Source organism: Flavobacterium sp. LC2016-23, from assembly GCF_009674775.1.
Lineage (GTDB): Bacteria > Bacteroidota > Bacteroidia > Flavobacteriales > Flavobacteriaceae > Flavobacterium.
The window spans coordinates 1-23,392 of sequence record NZ_WKKE01000037.1 but is presented as its reverse complement, the minus strand read 5'-3'; the positions used below and the strand labels follow the sequence as shown (position 1 = coordinate 23,392).

General features: G+C 35.6%; 21 protein-coding genes and 1 tRNA gene. 17 read left to right on the top strand and 5 right to left on the bottom strand.

The features are described from left to right. Window positions 1-556: 556 nt before the first annotated feature. From GJU43_RS22135 to GJU43_RS22120, 4 genes are all read right to left on the bottom strand, one after another. A complete protein-coding gene (locus tag GJU43_RS22135) occupies window positions 557-841 on the bottom strand; it encodes a hypothetical protein (RefSeq protein ID WP_154344058.1) in 285 nt (94 codons plus the stop codon). A gap of 107 nt (window positions 842-948) precedes the next feature. Next, window positions 949-2,649, bottom strand: coding sequence for a DNA recombination protein RmuC (gene rmuC, locus GJU43_RS22130; protein ID WP_229655113.1), 1,701 nt, complete (start codon window positions 2,647-2,649; stop codon window positions 949-951). A gap of 12 nt (window positions 2,650-2,661) precedes the next feature. Further along, window positions 2,662-4,926 (bottom strand): AAA family ATPase, encoded by a 2,265-nt coding sequence (locus tag GJU43_RS22125; protein WP_154344057.1) that lies wholly within the window; start codon window positions 4,924-4,926, stop codon window positions 2,662-2,664. Between the two features lie 220 nt (window positions 4,927-5,146). Next, window positions 5,147-6,358: an alpha/beta hydrolase-fold protein gene (locus GJU43_RS22120; protein WP_154344055.1), complete on the bottom strand. Its 1,212-nt coding sequence runs from the start codon at window positions 6,356-6,358 to the stop codon at window positions 5,147-5,149. 245 nt (window positions 6,359-6,603) lie between these two features. On the opposite strand from GJU43_RS22120, the gene GJU43_RS22115 reads away from it, so the two are divergent. The 17 genes from GJU43_RS22115 (at window position 6,604) to GJU43_RS22035 (ending at window position 23,018) form a co-directional block, all read left to right on the top strand. Further along, window positions 6,604-7,812: an anhydro-N-acetylmuramic acid kinase gene (locus tag GJU43_RS22115; protein WP_154344053.1), complete on the top strand. Its 1,209-nt coding sequence runs from the start codon at window positions 6,604-6,606 to the stop codon at window positions 7,810-7,812. 268 nt (window positions 7,813-8,080) lie between these two features. Beyond that, the gene (locus tag GJU43_RS22110) at window positions 8,081-9,652 is read left to right on the top strand and encodes a glycoside hydrolase family 10 protein (RefSeq protein WP_154344051.1); all 1,572 of its coding nucleotides are present in this window, start codon (window positions 8,081-8,083) and stop codon (window positions 9,650-9,652) included. After that, window positions 9,639-11,180, top strand: coding sequence for an MFS transporter (locus GJU43_RS22105; RefSeq protein WP_154344049.1), 1,542 nt, complete (start codon window positions 9,639-9,641; stop codon window positions 11,178-11,180). The genes GJU43_RS22110 and GJU43_RS22105 overlap by 14 nt, the downstream gene beginning before the upstream one ends. A gap of 22 nt (window positions 11,181-11,202) precedes the next feature. Next, window positions 11,203-11,553 carry a hypothetical protein gene (locus GJU43_RS22100; protein ID WP_154344047.1) on the top strand — a complete coding sequence of 117 codons (351 nt, stop codon included), beginning with the start codon at window positions 11,203-11,205 and terminating at the stop codon, window positions 11,551-11,553. Then, entirely contained in the window at window positions 11,522-12,028 is a 507-nt protein-coding gene (locus GJU43_RS22095) for a GNAT family N-acetyltransferase (protein WP_370455684.1), read from the top strand. Before GJU43_RS22100 ends, GJU43_RS22095 begins: the two co-directional genes overlap by 32 nt. Next, window positions 12,028-13,641 (top strand): glycoside hydrolase family 3 protein, encoded by a 1,614-nt coding sequence (locus GJU43_RS22090; protein ID WP_154344043.1) that lies wholly within the window; start codon window positions 12,028-12,030, stop codon window positions 13,639-13,641. The genes GJU43_RS22095 and GJU43_RS22090 overlap by 1 nt, the downstream gene beginning before the upstream one ends. A 134-nt stretch (window positions 13,642-13,775) precedes the next feature. Beyond that, the gene (locus tag GJU43_RS22085; protein WP_154344040.1) at window positions 13,776-14,414 is read left to right on the top strand and encodes a peroxiredoxin; all 639 of its coding nucleotides are present in this window, start codon (window positions 13,776-13,778) and stop codon (window positions 14,412-14,414) included. A 158-nt stretch (window positions 14,415-14,572) separates the two neighbouring features. Beyond that, complete coding sequence (locus GJU43_RS22080) at window positions 14,573-14,881, top strand: co-chaperone YbbN (RefSeq protein ID WP_041519142.1); 309 nt, start codon at window positions 14,573-14,575, stop codon at window positions 14,879-14,881. Between the two features lie 83 nt (window positions 14,882-14,964). Continuing rightward, the gene (locus tag GJU43_RS22075; RefSeq protein WP_017495510.1) at window positions 14,965-15,222 is read left to right on the top strand and encodes a hypothetical protein; all 258 of its coding nucleotides are present in this window, start codon (window positions 14,965-14,967) and stop codon (window positions 15,220-15,222) included. 509 nt (window positions 15,223-15,731) lie between these two features. Continuing rightward, complete coding sequence (tpx, locus tag GJU43_RS22070; protein ID WP_154344038.1) at window positions 15,732-16,229, top strand: thiol peroxidase; 498 nt, start codon at window positions 15,732-15,734, stop codon at window positions 16,227-16,229. An 8-nt stretch (window positions 16,230-16,237) separates the two neighbouring features. Then, window positions 16,238-16,612 (top strand): diacylglycerol kinase family protein, encoded by a 375-nt coding sequence (locus GJU43_RS22065; protein WP_154344036.1) that lies wholly within the window; start codon window positions 16,238-16,240, stop codon window positions 16,610-16,612. 18 nt (window positions 16,613-16,630) lie between these two features. After that, on the top strand, window positions 16,631-19,075 hold the full coding sequence (locus GJU43_RS22060; protein WP_154344034.1) for a DNA translocase FtsK: 2,445 nt from the start codon (window positions 16,631-16,633) through the stop codon (window positions 19,073-19,075). A 7-nt stretch (window positions 19,076-19,082) separates the two neighbouring features. Further along, entirely contained in the window at window positions 19,083-19,775 is a 693-nt protein-coding gene (locus GJU43_RS22055) for an outer membrane lipoprotein carrier protein LolA (protein ID WP_154344032.1), read from the top strand. 8 nt (window positions 19,776-19,783) lie between these two features. Continuing rightward, window positions 19,784-21,241 (top strand): LptF/LptG family permease, encoded by a 1,458-nt coding sequence (locus GJU43_RS22050; protein ID WP_154344030.1) that lies wholly within the window; start codon window positions 19,784-19,786, stop codon window positions 21,239-21,241. Between the two features lie 2 nt (window positions 21,242-21,243). Next, window positions 21,244-22,377 carry a 3,4-dihydroxy-2-butanone-4-phosphate synthase gene (ribB, locus tag GJU43_RS22045; RefSeq protein WP_154344028.1) on the top strand — a complete coding sequence of 378 codons (1,134 nt, stop codon included), beginning with the start codon at window positions 21,244-21,246 and terminating at the stop codon, window positions 22,375-22,377. Window positions 22,378-22,380: 3 nt separating this feature from the next. Then, window positions 22,381-22,770 carry an acyl-CoA thioesterase gene (locus GJU43_RS22040; RefSeq protein WP_056188847.1) on the top strand — a complete coding sequence of 130 codons (390 nt, stop codon included), beginning with the start codon at window positions 22,381-22,383 and terminating at the stop codon, window positions 22,768-22,770. A 160-nt stretch (window positions 22,771-22,930) separates the two neighbouring features. Beyond that, window positions 22,931-23,018, top strand: a tRNA-Ser gene (locus GJU43_RS22035). Between the two features lie 173 nt (window positions 23,019-23,191). On the opposite strand, the gene GJU43_RS22030 is transcribed toward GJU43_RS22035, so the two are convergent. Next, a partial coding sequence (locus GJU43_RS22030; RefSeq protein WP_195760025.1) for a transposase occupies window positions 23,192-23,392 on the bottom strand: 201 nt, incomplete at its 5' end.

Below are 23,392 nucleotides of genomic sequence, written 5' to 3'. Positions count from 1 at the left end.
AGATTTATTTTTAAAAAACGTAGTGTATCGTACGAAATAAGCCTAAAAATAAAAATACCGCAATACCCATTTTCCGGTATTTTTTTAAGCTAGCGGAAACTGGGTATTTTTGAGTAAATGCTCTATTAGAAAAGGGGTAGAAGCCAATTAAAGCAAACCATTGCTTTGTTTTTTTTTGAAGAGATTCCAGACATGGCTGTCATTGCGAGGTACGAAGACCCGAGCGAAAGCGAACAGACGAAGTAAACCGCATCCAGTATTCGCCAACAGTGCTGGAAGTGTGTGAAAACGAAAATAAAAATTCACTTTCACACACTTTCTGTGTGAAAACGAAAAATAAAACCAACTTTCACACACTTTCTGTGTGAAAACCAAAATAAAAATCAATTTTCACACAACTTCTGTGGGAAACTGAAAAATAAAATCAACTTTCCCACAACTTTTGTGGGAAACTTAAAAATAAAAACAATTTTCCCACAGCAATAAAATACAAACCAAAAAAAAGCCCCGTACGTACGGGGCTTTGTGGTATTTGTAAAATTTAAATCGTAGCTCTTTAAGTCGCTTTTGAAGCTCCTACAGCCAGGAAGGCTTGCTGAATCTGCTGGTCTGTAAACGGAGACAAGGTCTCTGCCAGATTTCTGCTGGTTCTGATACAGCTTAGCATTTTTTGTCGCAGCTCCTGATCATTGCCAAATTCGGTTTCGAGCATTAACTCGAAAATTTCCTGCAGGTACAAAGGCTGTTCTTTAAAATCTCCCTCAAACCAAAGGTCGGAAAGGAAATGGACTACGGACGGCACCACCTCCTGGTGTGATGCTTTTTGATTTTCTTTTTGCATTGTAAAGAAGTTTAAGTTTACTCCTGTGAATGTTTTTGCTTTGCAAAGATATGTTATTCAAATAAGCATTTACCTACAATTAGGTAAAAATTCAAATATAAGCTTTCTTATTTATTGCGATCCTGTTCGTTTTCTAAAATCTCAATATTGCTCTCAGACGCTATATCAACTGTTGATAAAGAAACAATTTCTTTAGGAAGTTCTTTTTTATTTTTTAGCCCTAAATTTTTAAGTTTTGTGGCCTGAATCACTAAATTATCATTACCAGTGCTTAATTGTCTAAAAGCATCATCATAATTTTCCTGAGCCTTGTGAATTGATTTTCCAACTGACTCTAAATTTGCTACAAAACCCACAAATTTATCATATAATTTAGCCCCTCTTTCTGCTATTTCAACTGCATTTTGATTTTGATATTCTCTTTTCCAAAGATCAACGATTAACTTTAATGACGTAATTAAATTAGTTGGACTTATTAATAAAATTCTTTTATCGTAAGCAAAATTCCATAAATCAGGATCATTTTGTAAAGCTGCAATATAGGCTGGTTCACTTGGAATAAACATCATAACAAAATCTAATGCCTTATCATAATCATCATATCCTTTTGTACTTAATGCTATAATATGATTTTTAATTGCAGAGATATGTGCCGCTAATTCTCTTTTTTGTTCATCAACATCAACAGAAGCAATTAATCTTGTAAAAGCATTTAAAGACACTTTCGAATCTAATATAACATTTCTATTATCAGGATATTTTATTACAGCATCCGGACGCATTTTTCTACCCTCAGAGTCAGACAAAATGGCTTTACCATTTTCATCTAATAACTCATGTTCCATAAAATACTGCTCATTTTTTCTTAATCCTGACCTTTCCAAAATACTTTCTAAGATCATTTCACCCCACTTACCTTGAGTTTTTGCCTCGCCTTTTAAAGCTTTAGTTAAATTTTTTGCTTCTTCACTAATTACCTGATTAAGAAGAGCTAACTCTTTAACTTTTTCGCCTAATGAAAATCTTTCATTTGATTCCGTTTTATAAACTTCATTAACCTGTTTTTTAAACTCATTAATATTTTGTCCTAAAGGTTCTAATAAAGATTTAATATTGGTTTTATTTAGTTCTGTAAATTTTTCAGATTTAGTGTCTAATATTTTATTGGCAATATTTTCAAATTCTAAATTAAATTTTTTACCTAATTCTTCGATTTCCTTTTTTTGTGTTTCAAGTCTATTATTTAAAGCTTCATTATTTGCTTTAGAAGTTGCAAATTCTTCATTTTGCAAATTATATTTATTTGTAACTTTTTTTAATTCTTCCTTGTAAGTTTCTAATTCAGTTGTTTTCTCCGACAAAACCTCATTTGACGCAACTAAACTTGCCTGAGAAGTAGCCAATTGTTTAGAATATTGATTAATTTCTGTTTTTAGATTAACCAACTCTTTTTTTATATTGTCTAAATCAAGATTTTTATCTTCAATAGTTTTATTTGATGCAACTAAATTTGCATCACTCACAGATAATTTATTATTACAAATATTCAATTCTTGTGAATTTTCTTTTAATAATAAATTCAATCTATTAACTTCAATCAAAAATTCACTATTAGTCTTATTTAGTGTTAGTAACTCAGATGATGATGTTGCTTTATAAGCAACAAATTCTTTATCTAAATCAATATATTTTTGATCTGCAAGATCTTTTTCCTTTCTAGATTTGGAATCTTTTTTAGAATTAGCGAATAACCAACCCACAATCATTCCTAAAATCAATCCACTTATTATGTATACTATTTCCATCATATGTTCTTTTGATTATTGTTCTATAATTTCATCCATCATCATTTCGTAGTGATCTTTTCCAATTGTCTTAAAAATATCTTTAAAAACATTATATAAAATATCAGGTTGTTCATTAATGATTTTTTGGTAGTAAATTCCATCTAAAGCCGTTGTTTTATGACTTTCATCATTTATAATAGAAATGAAAGCAGATTTTATAAAATATGTAGATTCACCCTGATTTAAATCAGTTAATGCAGCCCAAGAGTCATTTCCATAGCCAATAAAATTAACATAACTTTCAATAATTCGCCTCATTGAATTAGCTATTACTATATTTAAACTTGCGTTTAAAGGAAGAGTAGTTTTTATTTCCTTTATTGTTTTCCACAGAAGTGAATAATCGTCATTTATACTTTTATTATAACTTCCTTTTAATTGTGTTATATTATTGATTTTAGTAATTGTAAAGTGAAAATAATCAGTACACAATGGTCTTTTATTAAATGAAACTTCCTTATAAAAATACAGATTATGAGTAAGTATAAATATTTGCTCAATATGATCATTTAAAAAATCTTTCTTCTCTGTATTACTTTTTCGAAGCATGATATTATGTATCAGAGAAGAGACTACAAAAAGTGCTTGATTATCTAAACTAGAAACAGGATCATCAATTACAATTATTTTCTTTTTACCACCATTATATTGCAAATTGTCAGTACCAATACATAGTTGATAAAAATACAGAAATGAAATGAAATTCTTTTCACCTTCACTTAAACTTTTAAATATTGATGAATTTAAATTTGAATTAGGTCGTTTCAAAAAATACTGTGAAATATTGTTCACAGATTCTTTCTCTGCAATTTCGAAGCCCTGAAATCCTGCATTTTGAAGTATAACATTAATACTGTCGACCGCATCTTTTGTATTTACTGTTTGCCCTCTTAAATTTTCAATATCTACTTTATTATTATAAATTTCTAAAAGTTTATGTTCAATAATTTCATTAGCTAAACTTTCTAATTTTATATATTTTGTGTTTCTAGCATCATTTTTTTCAATTGCTATTCTACAATCATTAGCCATATAAAGCCAAATATTCGATATCAACTTTTTACGATTAAGATCTAAATCATTGAAATTTTTATTATTCTTATTTATGCTTTTAATTATTAGAGATAAATCCCCTTTTAAGGATGAAATTGTAGTGATAGATTTTCTTTCATTAGACACCTCAATCTTTTCTGCAATAATTTTTATATTTTGATTAAAAATATTTTGCAATAAAATAAACATTGCAGAAAGCGAATTATTTGGATTATGTATATTTTGAATCTCTAAAATATTGCTCAGAAAAGATGATGTAAGCATCTCATATTCAGACTTGAAATTTTTTAATAATTCAATCTTACCTTTATAAGTTTCATCAAAATATTGATTAAATTGCTCAAGTAGATTGACGGTAATAGTACTTTCTTGACAAAAAGGGCAAACATTGTTAGTCTTATCTAAAAACTTAATTCCAGTTTCTACCCAATTCTTTGCTCCAATATCTTTTATAAGTTGAGCAATATCAACATCCTCATTGCCAATAATTACTTCATAAAGAATTTTATAAAGATTATTTTCCAGTTGTCTAATTTGTCTATATAATTTTACATCAATTTTCGATGTTATTTCAAATATCTCTTCTTCAAATAAAGCATCATAATCATTCTTTAGCTCTTCTATAGAAATATTGGTTAAATCTTGATTTAAAATATTACGAATCTGTTGAAAGTGATTTGGCTTACTTCCTGAATTACTTAAAGTAATTTTAGAAAAAGAACTAAATGTTGATCTTTTAGACCAACAATATTGCAACAATGAATTCTGTTTATCTGATTTATTTTTTGCCAAATCTAATTTTAAAGCTTTTTTCTTATCTAAATAATTTTGCAAAGAAACATTAGAAATTTCTTTATCTTTAATTAGGCGATCTATTGCCTCATTAGTTTCATTTAGAGAAAAAACACCTCTCAAAACATCACTCCTATGAAAATTATTTTCTGTAAAAACCTCATTAAAAACTAACATCTGTTGATTATTCTTGATATAGCCAACTTGGGAACATTGTTGAAAATCACTATTACGAAGATTATCATCCAGCGATAAATCATTTAAATATTTCGCTATTGTCGATTTTCCAGATCCATTAAAACCAAAAAAGAAATTTATTCTCTTAAGTTCATTTATAACAACACCGTGATTGTCATAAGATGTTATATTTTTTAAAGTTAAAGAATTTATCATTTATAGTTTTTGTAAAATGAATTATTTCAATTTTATAGTAACACAAATATTGGTATTAATTATATGAGAAAATTACGGAAAACCTTTTTTCAAGAATTTAAATCATATTTCTCAAAAGTATCTATTAACCAATCTAAAACAACCGAGTACAAATACCTGATTTTATCCCACAAAAAAAGCCCAACCAAACGATTGAGCTTTCTACGTATAATCAAATAATTTATTTCTTCTCCTTCAACAACTTCTCTAATTTTTCTTTCGTTTCCGGAATTGCTTTTAGCGTTAAAGCTTTTTTGAAAGTTTCTATCGCTTTCGCTTTATCGCCTTTTTCAAGATATAAATCACCGAGAGAATCATAACAATTGGCACTTTCGGGATAGTTGGTGGTATTGAGTTTAAATAAGGTTTCGGCTTTTGCTAATTGTTTGGCGCCCATCATTTGATAGCCTAAATTATTAATCTGACTTTCGCCCGGCTTCACGGTATACCCCATGTTTTCGGAAACATTTTTGTAATGCGCCACCAATAAGGAATCTAATTTAAAATCAGGATTTTTTAATTCGCTGTCGTAAATTTTAAGTTTGTAGAATTCAAAAATAAATCGAAGCGCATCGTATTCTCCAATCAAACGAACCGAAGGATGATTGTCGTCTTCATAAAACTTGTATTTAAAACGCAGCTGGTTCTTTTTATTTTTAGACTGTTCTTTAATAAATTCTAAATTACTGCGAATAAGTGCGGTCGTGCCGCTTGTATCTTTTTGAACACTTAAAGTATCTACGCCTCTTTCTAAACGGTTTGCCATTGCCATATACACCGTTTTCCCTTTATAATTTTGCGTTGGCAAAATCGTTTTGGCCTCTTTCACTGCCTGCTGATTGTTCCACCACAACGAAGCATCGAGAGAAACATACGAATTAAATAATTTTGGATGATGCAAAAAAGTATTCATCACCGTCAAACCTCCAAGCGAATGACCTATAAAGGTTTTATAGGTTGTGGTGGGGTAATTGGCATCTATATACGGAATTAATTCTTTCTCGACATACGACATAAATTTTTCGCCGCCGCCCACAACATCCGGCAATTCTTTGTCTGTGCCGGTTGTTAAATCAACCAGTCGGTTTTGGTGCAGGATTCCCACCACAATCATTGGCGGGCAAAGATTTGATTCTTCCATGTGTTCTGTAATGCTTACAACGGTATTAAAATTTTCGCTTCCGTCTAATACATAAATTACGGGATAACGGCCTCTGTCTTTAATTTTATTGCCTCCGTTACTATTCGGAATATGGATCCAGACTTTGCGTTGCTGTCCCAATATTTTTGAAGAGATGGTTTCTTCAAATCCTGTGGTAAAAGGACTGTTTTCCTGTGCCTGCATGCAAAAAGTCAGCATGAATGCGGCAACAGCATAAAAAAATGTTTTCATAGTTTTTAAGATTAAGTGTTTGATTGATGATTAAAATTCAGCAAAACAATTTTGATGAATTTCCGGGCAAACTTAACCAATTAATTATAAAAATTTTCTTCATTTTTTAAGCTTTACCGCATTAAGTTCCTTTTTCCGAATTACGGATTTTTAGAAATAAAAAATTCCTTTTTCATTATATTTATAGGCAAATAAATCTGATTTTAGCGTTATCAAAATAAACTGCTTTCTAAAACTTCATTTTAATGAATAAAAATATACGTGCGCTGCACGAAATTGCCCAAAAAAAGACCCGAAAAATACTAGGCCTCATGTCCGGAACTTCGCTTGACGGACTGGATATTGCGCTTTGCGAAATTTCCGGTGCGGGCGAAAACACAGCGGTAAAGATTCTCGAATTTGAAACCATTAGTTATACCGAAGACATTAAAACCGAAATCCGTAAAGTGTTTGCCAAGAAAACAGTCGATTTTCAGCACTTCGCTCTACTTAACGAATGGATTGGTCTTTTGCACGCCAATATGGTCAACGATTGCCTCCTGAAATGGAATATCCCCGCCACCGAAGTCGACCTGATCGCTTCGCACGGGCAAACGGTTTTGCACGCCCCGAAGTTTTTGCATCAGCAGGAAAAGTTTCCCAATGCGACTTTACAGATTGGCGATGGCGATCATATTGCGGTGAAAACGGGCATTATCACCCTGTCTGATTTCAGGCAGAAACATGTGGCTGCAGGCGGCGAAGGGGCGCCTTTGGCTGTCTATGGCGATTATTTATTGTTCAGCAAAAAAGGCGAAAACCGTATTATGCTCAACATGGGCGGCATTGCTAATTTCACCTATCTGCCTGCTTCGCTCGATGCCGAAGCGGTTTTTGTAACCGATACGGGTACCGCCAATACTTTGATTGATATTTATACCAAACATTATTTCCCCGAAAAAAGTTACGATAAAGATGCCGAGATCGCCCAAAGCGGCACTGTAAATCCGGAACTTTTAGCAGAACTAAAAAGCAATACTTTCTTCCAAAAAAGCTTCCCGAAAACGATCGGTCAGGAGTTGTTTAATTTTGAATTTGTTCAAAACGCGCTTACTAAAACAAACCTCACCGCTATTTCGGCACCGGATTTGCTGGCTACCTTAACACGCCTCAGTGCCGAAACGATTGCCGAAGCGATTTTGTTTGTGGTGGAAAACAGTCCGTACGCGCTGGAAGATTTCAAAATTTATATGTCGGGCGGCGGTATTCACAACCCGTTACTGGTGAAATGGCTGGCGGAATTATTGCCCTGCGAATTTCAAAAAAGCGATGATCTGGGTATCCTGAGCGATGCCAAAGAAGCGGTTTTATTCGCCATTTTAGCCAATGAAACAGTCGTCGGAGGAAATTATAATTTCGGGAACAGCAAAGGGATTCCGTCTGTGACGATGGGAAAAATTTCGTTTCCGGATTAAAAAAGGGGTTGCCACTAATTGCACGAATTTGCACGAATTAAAATTGTGTATTAATTGATGTGCAAAAAAGTTTAGCCACAGATTACAGGATTAAAAAGATTAAAAATCTGTGCGAATCATTTAATCTGTGGCAAAAAAATAATTCGCGGAAATTCGTGAAATTCGTGGCAACAAAAAACACAACTATACCGTTAAAATTATTATTTCTGAATTGTTTACGATACTCATCTAAAAAAACTATTTTTGGTTTTTGTTAAAACAGATTACAATGCATAAAAAGAATCCACTACTATTCTCTATACTATTATTACTGTTTCTTGGAATGAATGTTCATTCGCAGGAAAAAGTAACGCATCCTAAAACTGAATTTAGAGGGGTGTGGATCGCGACCGTAGTAAACATTGACTGGCCCAAAACAAGTACGGACAATGTCGAGAAAGAAAAAGCAGATTTTATCGATATTCTGGAAACATACAAAAAACTGAATTTCAATGCTGTAATTGTTCAGATCAGAAGTGTGGGTGATGCTTTTTATCCTACAGAACTGGCACCGTGGTCGCGTTTCCTTACGGGAAAAGAAGGCCAGACCCCTGCCCCGTCTTACGATGCACTGGCCTGGATGATTGATCAGGCGCATATGAGAGGTTTTGAATTTCATGCCTGGATGAACCCGTACCGCGCGACTTTCGATTTAAATAAAAACCTTTTGAGCCCGAATCATGATATCTTTAAACATCCGGAATGGATGATTGAATACGGCGGAAAATTATATTACGATCCTGCCTTGCCTGAAGTTCAGGAACATCTGACCAAAGTAGTCAAAGAAGTGGTGGACAAATACGATATCGACGCCATTCATTTTGATGATTATTTCTATCCGTACGCCGTACCCGGAAAAGTTTTTAATGATACGGCTTCTTTCAAAAAATACGGCTCAGGCTTAACCCTTGCCGACTGGAGACGTGCGAATGTGAGCAATTTTGTGCATAGCATTTCGACTACCATCAAAGCGAGCAAACCGTGGGTACAATTCGGAATAAGTCCGTTTGGGGTTTGGCGCAACAAATCGGTGGATCCGAAAGGTTCTGATACCCAATCTACTGCCAACTACGACGATCTATATGCCGATCCGGTGTTATGGATGGACCAAAAATGGATCGACTATATTATGCCTCAGCTCTATTGGAGCATGAATAATCCGAGGGCTTCTTATTCGAAACTCGTAAAATGGTGGGCCGAAAACTCCAACAATACTGCTGTTTATATCGGACACGCTTCTTATAAAATAAGAGGTGACGGCGATAAAAGCTGGAATTTTTCGTCTGAAATCCCAACGCAGATCGATTATGCCAGAAGCTTCAAAAAAGTAGGCGGAAGTGCTTATTTCAGTGCCAAATGGTTTATGAACAAAAACTTTGACATTGTACGTCTGCTCGAAGAAAACCAATACAAATATCCGGCATTACCACCGGCAGTTCCAAATTTAAAGCGCATTGTGATTGATATCCCGACCGTAACCGAATTTGCCAAAGACAGTTCTTTTTGCACCTTTACCATCAAAGCACCACTGAATACAAAAGTGCGTTATATGGTCGTATACGGAGCCGATCATATTTCGAAAATCAACACCAACGATGCGACGCAAATAATTGACAAAATAAGAGTTAACGAAATTAACGATTCTATTACTTTTTCGATCCTTACCCAAAAAATGAATGCCTATAAAGCTTGCGCTGTAACATTTATTGATTATTTTGCAAACGAAAGTACCCCGACTACGATCGACTTAAAAAAGACATTTAAAATATATTCACCTGCTCAGCCCAATGAAAACAGATAGTAAACCCTGGTTTTGGATTCCGCTTTTAAATTTTGCATCCGGCTTGCCTTATGCCGTCATTATTTCCGTTTCGGTTATTATGTACAAAAAACTTGGAATTTCTAACAAAGACATTGGTCTTTATACCAGTTTATTATATCTGCCTTGGGTAATCAAGCCATTGTGGAGTCCGTTTATTGAGTTAGTCGGAACTAAACGAAAATGGTTTTTGTCCATGCAATTGCTTATTTCTATTGCTTTTTTATTAGTCGGTTTTACCATTCCGACAAGCGGCTTTTTCATGATGACTTTGGCCATCTTTTGGGTTGCAGCTTTTGCTTCGGCTTCTAATGACATTGCCAGCGATGGGTTTTATTTGTTGGTTTTACCCGAAGACAAACAATCTTTTTTTATTGGTATCAGAAGTACTTTTTACAGACTCGCCATGCTGGCCGGAAACGGATTGATTGTTTTATTTGCAGGATATCTGGAACATAAATACAGTGACAATACCAAAGCCTGGTCGTATACGATGATTGCCGTTGGCTTGTTAATGACTTTTATAACGATATACAATTTTTTCTCAACACCGAGAACAGAAATAAACGCAGGCGAAAAACCTGTAGATACCAATAAACAAAGTTTCGCAAGCATTTTTGCAAGTTTCTTCAGAAAAAAACAAATCATAATTGTCCTTTCTTTTATCTTATTATTCAGATTAGGAGAATCGCAATTAATTAAAATGCTGACTCCTTTCTTAGTAGATCCAATTAAATACGAGCTGGTTGAAACGGGATTAGACGAAGCGCAGACAAAGGCATTAGAATTATACAATTCAAAGGTGAAGAACGGAGAAAAATTATCCGATTCAGAACTACAATCTCTTTATGCCAAATTGCCCGTTTTAGTGGAGATGAGAGATCAGAAGAAGCAATTAAAAGAAGTAGAAAATAAAGATAAGGAAGAATACAAAAATGCAAATAAGGCCCGAATTGATTTTGTAAACCTGTTAATTGCTAATAATGGAAATCAAAAAACAATCAAAAAAGGCGGCATGGGACTTGAAACCGAAGACATCGGCTTGATTTATGGAACTTTTGGATTAATTGCTTTAACCTTAGGCGGAATTCTTGGGGGAATTGCCATTTCAAAACAAGGCCTCACAAAGTGGATGCTTCCCATGATTTTAACGATGCATTTACCCATAATTGGTTTTATCCTGCTGGCGCATTTTCATCCGGCTTCTATTTATTATATTTATGCCGTTGTGATCGTCGAACAATTTGGATACGGTTTTGGTTTTGCAGCTTTTATGATGTATTTGATTTATGTGGCTGAAGGAGAATCTAAAACCGCACATTATGCTCTTGCAACCGGATTTATGGCTATGGGAATGATGCTGCCCGGAATGGTTAGCGGTTATATTCAGGAATATTTAGGCTACGGAAATTTCTTTATTTGGGTATTTCTGGCTACAATTCCAGGTATTATTTTATCACGTTTTTTAATTTTCCCGAAAGACTTTGGGAAAGAATATCAAGAAGTTTAACCCCAAATCAAACATCTTACCTATGGAAATCAATGAGAATTTGCAGGCCGAACGAAATCTGAAAGGAGCTGAGTTCGAGAAAACAGGAAATCTTGAAAAAGCAGTTGAATTGTATGAAGAAAATGTCGCGGAAAGCTTTAAAGGAAACCATCCTTACGATAGATTGGCTACAATCTACAAAAACCAAAACGATATCGAAAACGAAATCCGGGTTTTAGAAAAAGCAATTATTGTTTTTGAAGAAATCACCCTCGAAGACCGACTGGAAGGATTGCCAAAACTCTTTCGATTTAAAAACCGACTGGAAAAAGCCGTACAAACCCAAACACAGCTTGCCAAACTTGCCAGACAAAAGAAAAGCAAACTCAAATAATAAAACTTTACAGCATTCGATCATGACCAGCCTGAAACGCACCAATTCTGATGATCCTGACTTTATACATCTGGTCGCTTTATTAGACCAGTACTTAAAAATCAGGGACGGGGAAGAACATACCTTTTACAATCAGTTTAATAAAATTGACAAAATAAAACATGTTATTGTCTGTTATGAAAATGACATCGCTGTAGGCTGTGGCGCTTTTAGGGAAAAACAAAGTGATACAGCTGAAATCAAACGCATGTATGTGCATCCGGAACATCGCAAAAAAGGAATTGCTTCTCAGGTCCTGGAAGCTTTGGAACTTTGGGCAGCCGAAATCAACTATACGTATACGGTTTTGGAAACCATAAAAAAACAGCCGGAAGCCATTGCACTGTACCAGAAATCCGGTTACACCCTGATTCCCAATTATCCGCCTTATGAAAACGCTGAAAACAGTGTTTGCATGAAAAAGACTTTATACTAATGAAAATGACAGCCGAAGCACTAAAACAAAAAGTGGGACAATTCTTTTTTCCCGCCGTTTTTATCAACGATACCGAAGAAAACATTCAGGAAACCGAACGCTTAATACAAGAACACCATATTGGCGGACTGACCTTTTTTCACAGCCGTGCCAGTGCCGCAACGAATTACGAAAGCAAGAAAAAAGTAGTTTTTAATGATGACAGCTACGAGAAAATCAAAGCGTTAATCATCCGTTATCAAAAATCAGCCGCTACCCCGCTTTTAATCAGCATTGATGCCGAATGGGGTCTGGCGATGCGCATCGAAAAAACACCGCAATATCCCTACGCCATCACCCTTGGTGCTTTACCGGAAAACAAAACAGATCTGGTGTATGAAGTTGGAAAACAAATTGGTTCCGATTTAAAAGCAGCCGGAATTCATTATAACCTGTCGCCTCTGGCAGACATAAATAACAATCCGAATAACCCCGTGATTGGCTATCGCTCTTTTGGTGAAAACAAAGAAAAAGTAGCCAATTTTGCCGTGGCGTATTTAAAAGGATTGTCTGATGCCGGAATTCTAGGCTGCCTGAAACACTTTCCCGGACACGGAAATACCAATGTAGATTCGCATTTGGGATTGCCGGTTTTAAACGAAAGTTTAGAAGAACTGTTAGACAACGAATTGTATCCTTTTATTAAAGGGATCGAAAATAAGGTCGACTCGATTATGATCGGGCATCTCGCGGTTCCGAGTTTAAATGACGGAAAAGATACTTCGGCAACTTTGTCAAAACCTATTATCGAAACCCTTTTGCGCGAAAAATTAGGCTATGATGGTTTGGTAATTTCCGATGCCTTAAATATGCACAGCGTTTCTAAATTGTACGCAACAAAAGGTCAACTCGAATGGGAAGCCTTCAATGCCGGAAATGATATTTTGTGTTTCGCCGAAAATGTTCCGGAAGGAATTGAAGCAATCCTCAAAAATGCTTCTCCCGAACGTATCGAAGCCAGTTACAACAGAATTATGAAAGCCAAAGAAAAGGTGGGCATCCTGTCTGGTAATGCATTTACGGCAGGAGAACTGGATTTTGCGAAAACCGCAGCTTTAAACCTGGAAATTGCCCAAAACACACTTACCAAAATTATTGATAACTCCAATACTGCACTGGCTTTCGAAGCGCAGCAAAACAATCAGCTGGCCAAACTGAGTCTGTATAAAGGTATGGAGAATACCTTCTTCAAGACCGTAGATTCCAAATTAGACAGTCCGTCATTTGCTTTTGAAAACTTAGAAGGCTCCAGTATTCCGGAAATCAAAAAAGCGCTCGAAAACTTCGAAACCATTCTTATTTCTTTATTTGTTCCGAAGGCAAAACCGATGAATAATTTCGAAATACATGCTGAAGTTTTAGATTTACTTTCACAGCTGCTGCAAACCAAAAAATGTATCGTTTATGTTTTCGGAAATCCGTACGTTTTACCTGTAATCCCGAATCTGAAAAAGGCTTCAGGACTCGTACAGGCCTATCAGGATTTTGAAGAATTCCAAAAAGTGGCAGGAATTCAATTTCTTGAAAATGGCAATTGCAACGGCAGTCTTCCTGTAAATATTGACATTCAGTAACTTACAAACATTCCGTCTTTCATCATAACAAAAAGTTATCACTAAATAAATATTAATAATTACATCTTATTGTAAGTAACCTTACTTATACCCTACTTTTGCACCAAATAAATTTTTAACTTAAAACGAAAAATATGTCTTTAGTAGGAAAAAAATTCCCAAGTATTGCAGTAGATGCTATCTCAGAAATGGGTGACAACTTAAAAATCAATATTTTTGAAGAAGCAGTAAACAACAATAAAAAAGTACTTTTATTTTGGTATCCAAAAGATTTTACTTTTGTATGTCCAACTGAATTACACGCCTTCCAAGCTGCATTGCCAGAATTTGAAAAAAGAAATACTATCGTAATCGGAGCTTCATGTGATACAAACGAAGTGCACTTTGCATGGTTAAACACTCCAAAAAACAACGGTGGAATCGAAGGTGTTACTTACCCAATCCTTGCTGATACCAACCGTAACTTATCTAACATTTTAGGAATTTTAGATATCGAATCTACAGAATACAGCGAAGAAACTGACTCTGTAATCATTGAAGGTTCAAACGTAACTTTCAGAGCTACTTACCTAATTGACGAAACTGGAAAAATCTTCCACGAAAGCGTAAACGATATGCCATTAGGACGTAACGTAAACGAATATTTACGTATGGTTGATGCGTATACTCACATCCAGGAAAAAGGAGAAGTTTGTCCTGCAAACTGGGAAGCTGGTAAAGAAGCAATGAGCGCAGACAGAATCAGTACTGCTGAGTATCTAAGCGCTAATTAAGAAAAATAAATTCCAAATTTTTAAAAATTCCAAATTCCAATTTTGGGATTTGGAATTCTTTCTCAAAATCAATAATATTTCAAAATTTAAATTTTTAAATTCTATATCGGAAGATTTGGAATTTGGAATTTAAAATATTGGAATTTAAATTCAAAGATATGTTAATCGACTTAAACGAAGATACGTTAGCAGATTTAGTTGCTAAAAACGAAAAAGTAGTAGTACAATATTCAGCTTCATGGTGTGGAAATTGCCGTATTATGAAACCAAAATTCAAAAAATTAGCCACAGAAAATGAAGCTATCACTTTTGTTTTGGTTGATGCTGAAAATTCTCCGGAATCGAGAAAATTGGCCAATGTAAGCAACCTGCCTACTTTCGCCACTTTCGTAAACGGAAAATTAGTTGGTGAAACACAAACCAACAAACAAGAAGTTTTAATTGATTTAGTTAACGCAATTGCCTAAATAGAGTATTAGATTTTTAGACGGTTAGATTTTTTGAATCTTATCTAAAAATCCAATAATCCAGTAATCTAAAAATCTAAAAAATGAAATTACCCGTAATAAAGCAATTAACGCAGTTTATCGAAGAAAACGATCAGGATTATATCATTGAAACTATTGAAGTTTTAGAAGCTATGACTGAGATTCCATCTCTGAAAGATGAAGAATTAGATGTGATTGGCGAATTAATTTCAAATATGTATGGTGCACTTGAAGTACATAAAATGGTCGTTCAGGGCACTGATAAAAAAGAAGCCTTAAATGCGTTCATGAAACGTGTTTTGGGTTCTATCGATAAATAATCGCCCTCTTATCCTGAGAATAAAAAACATGACTAAAGAAACGCTTTCATTCCAAGGGAGCGTTTTTTTTTGTTTTTCAGTCCCGGTCTCAGTTATTAGTCACGGTTATCAGTCTCAGTCATCAGTCTCTCCCGATAGCTATCGGTATTCAGTCTAAGTCTCAGTCCCAGTCGCAGTCTCGGTTTTTAGTCTCAGGTATCAGCACAATCTTGTCACCCTGAGCGAAGTCGAAGGGCGCACAGTAGCTCTGCAAAGATTGAAGATTTACAGGGACGGAATTTCTTGTGTTCCTTCGACTTCGCTCAGGACGACAAAAAACAAGCAAAAGAAACCTGTTAATCCGCTTCATCTGTGTCATCCGCGTACCCTAAAATCCTAAACTCCTGCAAGATTCTCCCATGTATACCAAGACAAATACAAGTCTTAATCTATACTTAAACCCACAACAAATACTTTTACATTCAAATATTAATCCTTACTTTTGAGCCTCATTAAATTAAACAAAAATCATGGCTTCAATAACATTAGGCGGAAATCCGGTTCATACATCAGGTGAGTTACCAGCAGTTGGATCACAACTAGCTGATTTCAAATTAGTACAAAACGATTTATCTGTGGCTTCCTTAAGCAATTTCGCCGGTAAAAAATTAGTTTTAAATATTTTTCCAAGTGTAGATACAGGAACTTGTGCTGCTTCTGTTAGAAAATTCAACGAAAGTGCCGGTAATTTAGAAAACACGACTGTTTTGTGTATTTCAAGAGATTTGCCATTTGCACAAAAACGTTTTTGCGGCGCTGAAGGATTAGAAAATGTAGTAAACCTATCTGACTTTAAGGAAGGAAGTTTTGGTAAAGCAAACGGACTGGAAATCCTTGACGGACCTCTGGCAGGTTTACACTCAAGAGCTATCATTGTGGTTGATGCTAACGGAAAAATCACACATACCGAACAAGTTGCTGAAATTGCAAACGAACCAAATTACGAAGCAGCTTTAGCAGCACTATAATATTTTAAATGGAGTTTCAAAAAGACAATACATTTGTTAAAGGCCGACTTAAAAGCGTAACCTACGCTTTTAAGGGAGCTTTAAAACTAATCAGTACCGAACATAGTGTTATGGTACAATTTTCACTGGGAATACTCATGACTATTGCCGGTTTCTATTTTCATATTTCCCACGAGGAATGGCTTTTCCAGACCCTTGCAATTGGTTTGGTATTAAGCATAGAAGGGCTAAACACAGCCGTAGAAAAAGTAGCCGATTTTATTCATCCCAATTATCATGAAAGAATCGGATTTATTAAAGATATTGCTGCAGGAGCGGTATTTTTTGCCGCAATGACCGCAATCGCAATAGGTTTGATCATTTATATTCCAAAATTTGTATAGGCAATACTAAACGCAAGAATGGCAAAAACAACCAAAAAAGAAACTTTAGACAAAAAAAATACGGCAAAGACCGAAACCTCAAGATCCTGGAAACCAAACAAACAACAACGCTTTGTTTTAGGGTGTCTTTTGGTATTATTTTCTATTGCATTATTAGTTGCATTCATTTCCTTTTACATCAACGGACAATCGGACCAAAGTGCTGTCAGCCAACTCGGCGACCGTACGGAAGTGGTACAAAACTGGCTCGGAAAATTCGGGGCTTTTTTATCCGATCTGATCGTTTATAAAGGTTTTGGACTGGCTGCTTTTATATTTGTGCGGCTATTTTTCCTTACCGGAATGTTTTTGGCATTGGAACTATCCCTTAAAAAATTGAAAAACATTTGGTTCTGGGATATGTTTGCCATCATTATTGTTTCTGTTTTATTTGGATTCTTTGCTACTTCCGCACCTGAACTGGGCGGAACAATTGGTTATGAACTTAATTTGTTTTCACAGGATTATATTGGAAAAACCGGGACTTTATTAGCCCTGCTTTTTGGATTAATCGTGTACCTGATTTTCAAAATAAAATTATCTCCTGAAAAGATCCAGTCTTATTTTGATTCGACCAAAAACGAAATCAAGTCTGAATTGAGCGCTCTTAAAACACCGGCACAAACAGAAAGTGCCTATAATTTAGAAGAATTTGCTGTAGAAGAACCGGATGAAGAACTGGATAACATCCACTTAAAAACAGAGGATACTCAATTCGAAATTAACAAAGAAGCTTTAAAACCTACGATTTCAAATTCATCAGAAATTGATTTAAATCCGGTTTTAAAACCACTTCAGATGCATATAAACCCGGTCACACAAACACCGGTACATACCGAAGAATTTGTGGTTGAAAAACCAGAAGAAGAAGATATTATCGAAGAAAACCTGGCCTCACGCCTCGTAGCAGATTTCGGTCTTTTTGACCCTACCCTCGATTTATCGAACTACAAATTCCCAACAATTGATTTATTAAAAGAATATTCAACAGGAGGAATTACAATCAATCAGGAAGAACTTGAGGAAAACAAAAATAAAATTGTAGACACCCTGCGTAACTACAAAATTGAAATTGCACAAATCAAAGCCACCGTTGGTCCATCGGTAACGTTATATGAAATCGTACCGGAAGCCGGAATCCGAATTTCTAAAATCAAAAGCTTAGAGGATGATATTGCGTTGTCCTTATCGGCATTAGGAATTCGTATTATAGCGCCAATTCCCGGAAAAGGAACTATCGGTATTGAGGTTCCGAACAAAAACCCAACCATGGTTTCGATGAAAAGCGTTATTGGATCGGCTAAATTTCAGGAAGCTGAAATGGAGCTGCCAATTGCTTTGGGAAAAACCATTTCCAACGAAACTTTTGTTGTCGATTTAGCCAAAATGCCTCACTTACTGATGGCCGGAGCTACGGGACAAGGAAAATCTGTTGGACTAAATGCAGTACTGACTTCACTTTTATACAAAAAACACCCTGCAGAAGTAAAATTCGTTTTGGTGGATCCTAAAAAAGTAGAACTTACTTTATTCAACAAAATAGAAAGACATTATTTAGCGAAACTTCCAGATACTGAAGATGCTATTATTACGGACAACGCCAAAGTAGTCAATACACTGAACTCACTCTGCGTTGAAATGGATAATCGCTATTCGTTACTGAAAGATGCGATGGTTCGTAATATCAAGGAATACAACGAAAAATTCAAATCCAGAAAATTAAATCCGGAAGCGGGTCACCGTTTTTTACCGTACATTGTTTTGGTAGTCGATGAGTTCGCCGATTTAATTATGACTGCCGGAAAAGAAGTTGAGATTCCGATTGCCCGTCTGGCTCAGCTGGCGCGTGCTATTGGTATTCACTTAATTATTGCAACACAAAGACCATCCGTAAACGTTATTACAGGTTTGATTAAAGCGAATTTCCCGGCGAGGATTGCTTTTAGGGTAACTTCAAAAATTGACTCGAGAACGATCCTTGACACTCAGGGAGCCGATCAGTTAATTGGACGCGGGGATTTACTCTATACCAACGGAAATGATGTGGTCCGTGTTCAGTGTGCTTTTATCGACACTCCTGAGGTTGAAAAAATCACCGATTTTATTGGCGGACAGAAAGCCTACGCCACCGCTTATTTGCTTCCTGAGTTCGTTGGAGAAGAAACTGGCATCAATCTTGATATGGATATTTCCGAAAGAGATACTTTATTTAGAGAGGCTGCCGAAATTATTGTCAACGCACAACAAGGTTCAGCTTCATTATTGCAAAGAAAATTAAAATTAGGGTACAACAGAGCAGGTCGTTTGATTGACCAGCTGGAAGCCGCCGGAATTGTCGGCCCTTTTGAAGGCAGTAAAGCCCGAAGTGTAAACATCTTAGATTTAAGTGCTCTTGATCAATTTTTTAATAATGAACAAAATTAACCCCATCATGAAAGCAAAAATTCAGGAAATCAACAACAATTCTATCACTACCATGACTAAAAAGTATTTTCAAATGGCATTTTTATTGCTTTTGAGCTTTACTTCTATTCAGGCTCAGGATAAAAAAGCCAAAGATTTATTGAACCAGGTAACGGCTAAAATAAAAAGTTACGACAATATTGCCATTGATTTTAAATATTCCCTGAACAATGCCAAAGAGAACATTAATCAGGACAGCAAAGGAAATGTAATCATGAAAGGCAATCAGTATGTATTGAATTTCATGGGTGTTACTAAAATTTTTGACGGACAAAAAACCTACACTATTGTACCTGAAGACGAAGAAGTTACCATCTCTAAGGTAAACGAAAAAGATGATGCTGCGATTACGCCTTCCAAAATGCTTACGTTCTTCAATTCCGGATACAAATACAATATGGATATTGTTCAGAATGTAAAAGGAAGAAAAATTCAGTACATTAAATTAGCTCCTGTCAATACAAAAGACCAGAGAAAAGAGATCCTTTTAGGAATTGATGTACAAACAAAACACATCTACAATTTAATTGAAACCGGAAAAAATGGAACAAAAACCACTTTAACCGTTAATTCTTTTAAAACCAACCAGCCTTTATCAAAAAATCAATTTACATTTGTAGCGGGCAAATATCCAAAATACTACATCAATAAATTAGACTAATTACAAGGTTGAAAATTTTAGACAAATACTTACTAAAAACTTTTCTGATTACATTTACTACGGTATTTGTAATCCTTTTTTTTATATTCATTCTTCAGACCGTCTGGCTTTTTATCTCAGAACTTGCAGGTAAAGACCTCGATTTGATACTGATTGTAAAATTCCTGTTATTCTCGATGCCCCGAATAATCCCTTTGGTATTGCCGCTTTCGGTGTTACTGGCTTCTATCATGACTTTTGGTAATCTTGCCGAAAACTACGAATTCGCGGCTATGAAATCGTCAGGAATATCGCTGCAAAGGGCTATGCGTGTTTTAATCATCTTTATATTCGTGCTAAGTATAGTAGCCTTCTGGTTTGCCAATAACGTAATTCCTTACGCTGAATATAAATTTGTAAATTTCCGAAAAAACATCGCCCAGGCCAAACCAGCCATGGCAATTGCCGAAGGCCAGTTTAATGATGTCGGAACTTACAATATTAAAGTAAACAAAAAGTCGGGCGAAAATGGAAATATCCTGACCGGAGTTACCATCCATGAAAAAGCGAATAGTTTCGGGGAGAACAAAACCGTAATCAAAGCAAAAAATGGAAAACTAATCAGTAATGAAAAGTCAAGCATTTTAAAACTGGTGCTGAATGACGGGTATTATTATCAGGATGTCACTCCGAAAAAATACGAAGACCGTGCTAAACTGCCTTTCGTAAAAGGAAAATTCAAGAAACAGATTATCAATATCGATTTATCTGAGTTAAACAAAACAGATGATGATGGCCAGGAAAGCGTCGGCAGTACCAATGGTATGCTAAACGTTAACGAATTACGCTACACCTTAGATTCCCTGAACAAAAACCTGAATAATGAAATCCTCTCTTTTTCGGAGAATATCAATCAGCGCGTAGGAATCAAAACTACTCCGAAGGCACTAAAACCCGAAAAAAAGAAAAAAGCGATTCCTAACAATATTTTATCTTTATATACCAACAAACAAAAGTCGGACATCATAAAAATGGCCAGTAGCACTATTACCAGTAATATCTACTCTATTGAAACGACCCAGAAAGAATTAAAAGATGAGCAAAGGGAAATCAATAAACATCTCACTGCACTCTACGAGAAATTTGTGATTGCTTTTGCCTGTTTCTTAATGTTTTTTATTGGTGCTCCGCTTGGTGCAATTATACGTAAAGGCGGACTTGGCTTACCCATTGTATTTGCCGTTTTGATTTTTATTACTTTTCACTTCATCAATACTTTTGGAAAAAGGCTATCACAAGAAGGCGGAATGACTCCTTTTATGGGATCCTGGATGTCGTCGTTTATCTTATTACCACTGGCCGTATTACTTACGTATCGTGCGACAAACGATAACGGATTAATCAATTTTGATGCAATTACAACCCCAATATCGCAACTATTTCAAAAAATTTCCGAACGGTTCTTTCCTGTTCAAAACAAACAATAATTATGTCAGCAACAAAAATACAATTGAATACCATTGAAGAAGCTATAGAAGATATTCGTCAAGGTAAAGTAATCATTGTAGTCGATGATGAAGATCGCGAAAATGAAGGTGATTTTTTGGCTGCCGCCGAAAAAGTAACTCCGGAAATGATCAATTTTATGGCCACGCACGGACGTGGATTAATTTGCACACCACTTACGGAAAGCCGTTGCAAAGAACTTGATTTACGTGCCATGGTAAGCAATAATACCGACCATATGGAAACAGCTTTTACCGTTTCTGTAGATTTGAAAGGACAAGGCGTTACCACAGGAATTTCTGCTGCCGACAGATCTAAAACAGTTCAGGCATTAGTGGACGCCAATACAAAACCACATGATTTGGCGCGTCCCGGACATATTTTCCCCTTAGTTGCAAAACAAGGCGGTGTTTTAAGAAGAACCGGACATACGGAAGCCGCAATTGACTTTGCCAGATTAGCCGGTTTTAAATCTGCCGGGGTAATCTGTGAAATCCTGAATGAGGACGGAACAATGGCCCGTTTGCCTCAGTTAATACAAGTGGCTAAAAAATTTGATTTGAAATTAGTTTCTATTGAAGATTTAGTAGCTTACCGAATGCAGCACGACAGCCTGATCGTTAAAAAAGAAGATTTTGATATCGAAACCCGCTTTGGAACTTTCAGACTGAGAGCGTACGAACAAACTACAAACAAACAAGTACATATTGCCTTAACGAAAGGAACCTGGAATCTTGGAGAACCTATCTTAACGAGAATCAATTCTTCACAGGTGAACAATGATTTATTAGGTACCCTAACCAATAATGCAGAGCAGCAATTGGACGATATGTTTAAAGCGATCAATGAAAACGGAAAAGGAGCCGTAATTTTCATCAATCAGGATATGCAGGCCATCAATCTGTTAAACAGAATTGCGGAACTTAAAATGCTACAGGCGGAAGGCACAATGAAAGCGCCAAAAGTGATCATTGACAGTAAAGATTACGGAATTGGGGCTCAGATCCTTCATGATATTGATATCTCTAAAATCAGATTAATATCGAATACAGAGCAAACCAAACGTGTCGGAATGATTGGTTACGGACTTGAAATCATTGAATACGTAAGTTATTAATACATGGGAACATTAGAAGAAAGAATTATAAAATCGGAAACTCATATTTTTAAAGCTGTTTTTCCGAGTACCACAAATCATTACGACACACTATTCGGAGGTACAGCACTTCATCTGATGGACGAAGTGGCCTTTATTTGTGCTACCCGATTCAGCCGAAAAAAAGTAGTCACCATTTCGACAGGTCAGATTGATTTTAAAAAAGCAATTCCGGCCGGAACTTTAATCGAATTGGTAGCAAAAGTAATTAGCGTTGGAAGAACAAGCTGTAAAATTCACGTTGATATTTTCATGGAGCAAATGTATTCTGAGCTTCGTGAAACGGTAGTTTCAGGAACTTTTTCGTTTGTTGCCGTCGACGAAAACAAAAAACCGGTGCCCATTTTAGACTAAACACTTTATTTAACGTAAAAATGTTTTTTAAATAATTACTGATTATGAAGGACTTAAAAATTAATTTAAAATAATCCGTAAAAAAGCTTAAAAAAAGTTTTTACAATCGAAAAAACACACTATATTTGCACTCGCAATCAGCAAATGATCGCAACATACTGGAGAAATGGCAGAGCGGTCGAATGCGGCAGTCTTGAAAACTGTTGACTGTAACAGGTCCGGGGGTTCGAATCCCTCTTTCTCCGCCAGTAGAAGTTTCAAAAGAAACTTTAAAAGTCAAAAGCCTTTAAACACTAGTGTTTAAAGGCTTTTTCGTTTTTACATACTTTTCAAAAAGCACATGTTTTTAAACATAGATATTCCGGGTCTAACCATCTGATTCTTTCTCGGATCAACACGAAAACCTGTGGAGTAACAAAAATTAAGCATAAATATTAGTTAGTCTAAAAAGGAAGTATTCTATATTCCTAACACCTCTGAATTTTGATCTGAATGCTTTTATTTTAGCATTGAATGATTCTGCAGAGGCATTAGTGCTTCTGTTCTCAAAATAGTTTAATATGGTTTGATAATGATTCATAATTGTACGAGAGATTGTGCCGAAAGACTTAAACCCGGATTG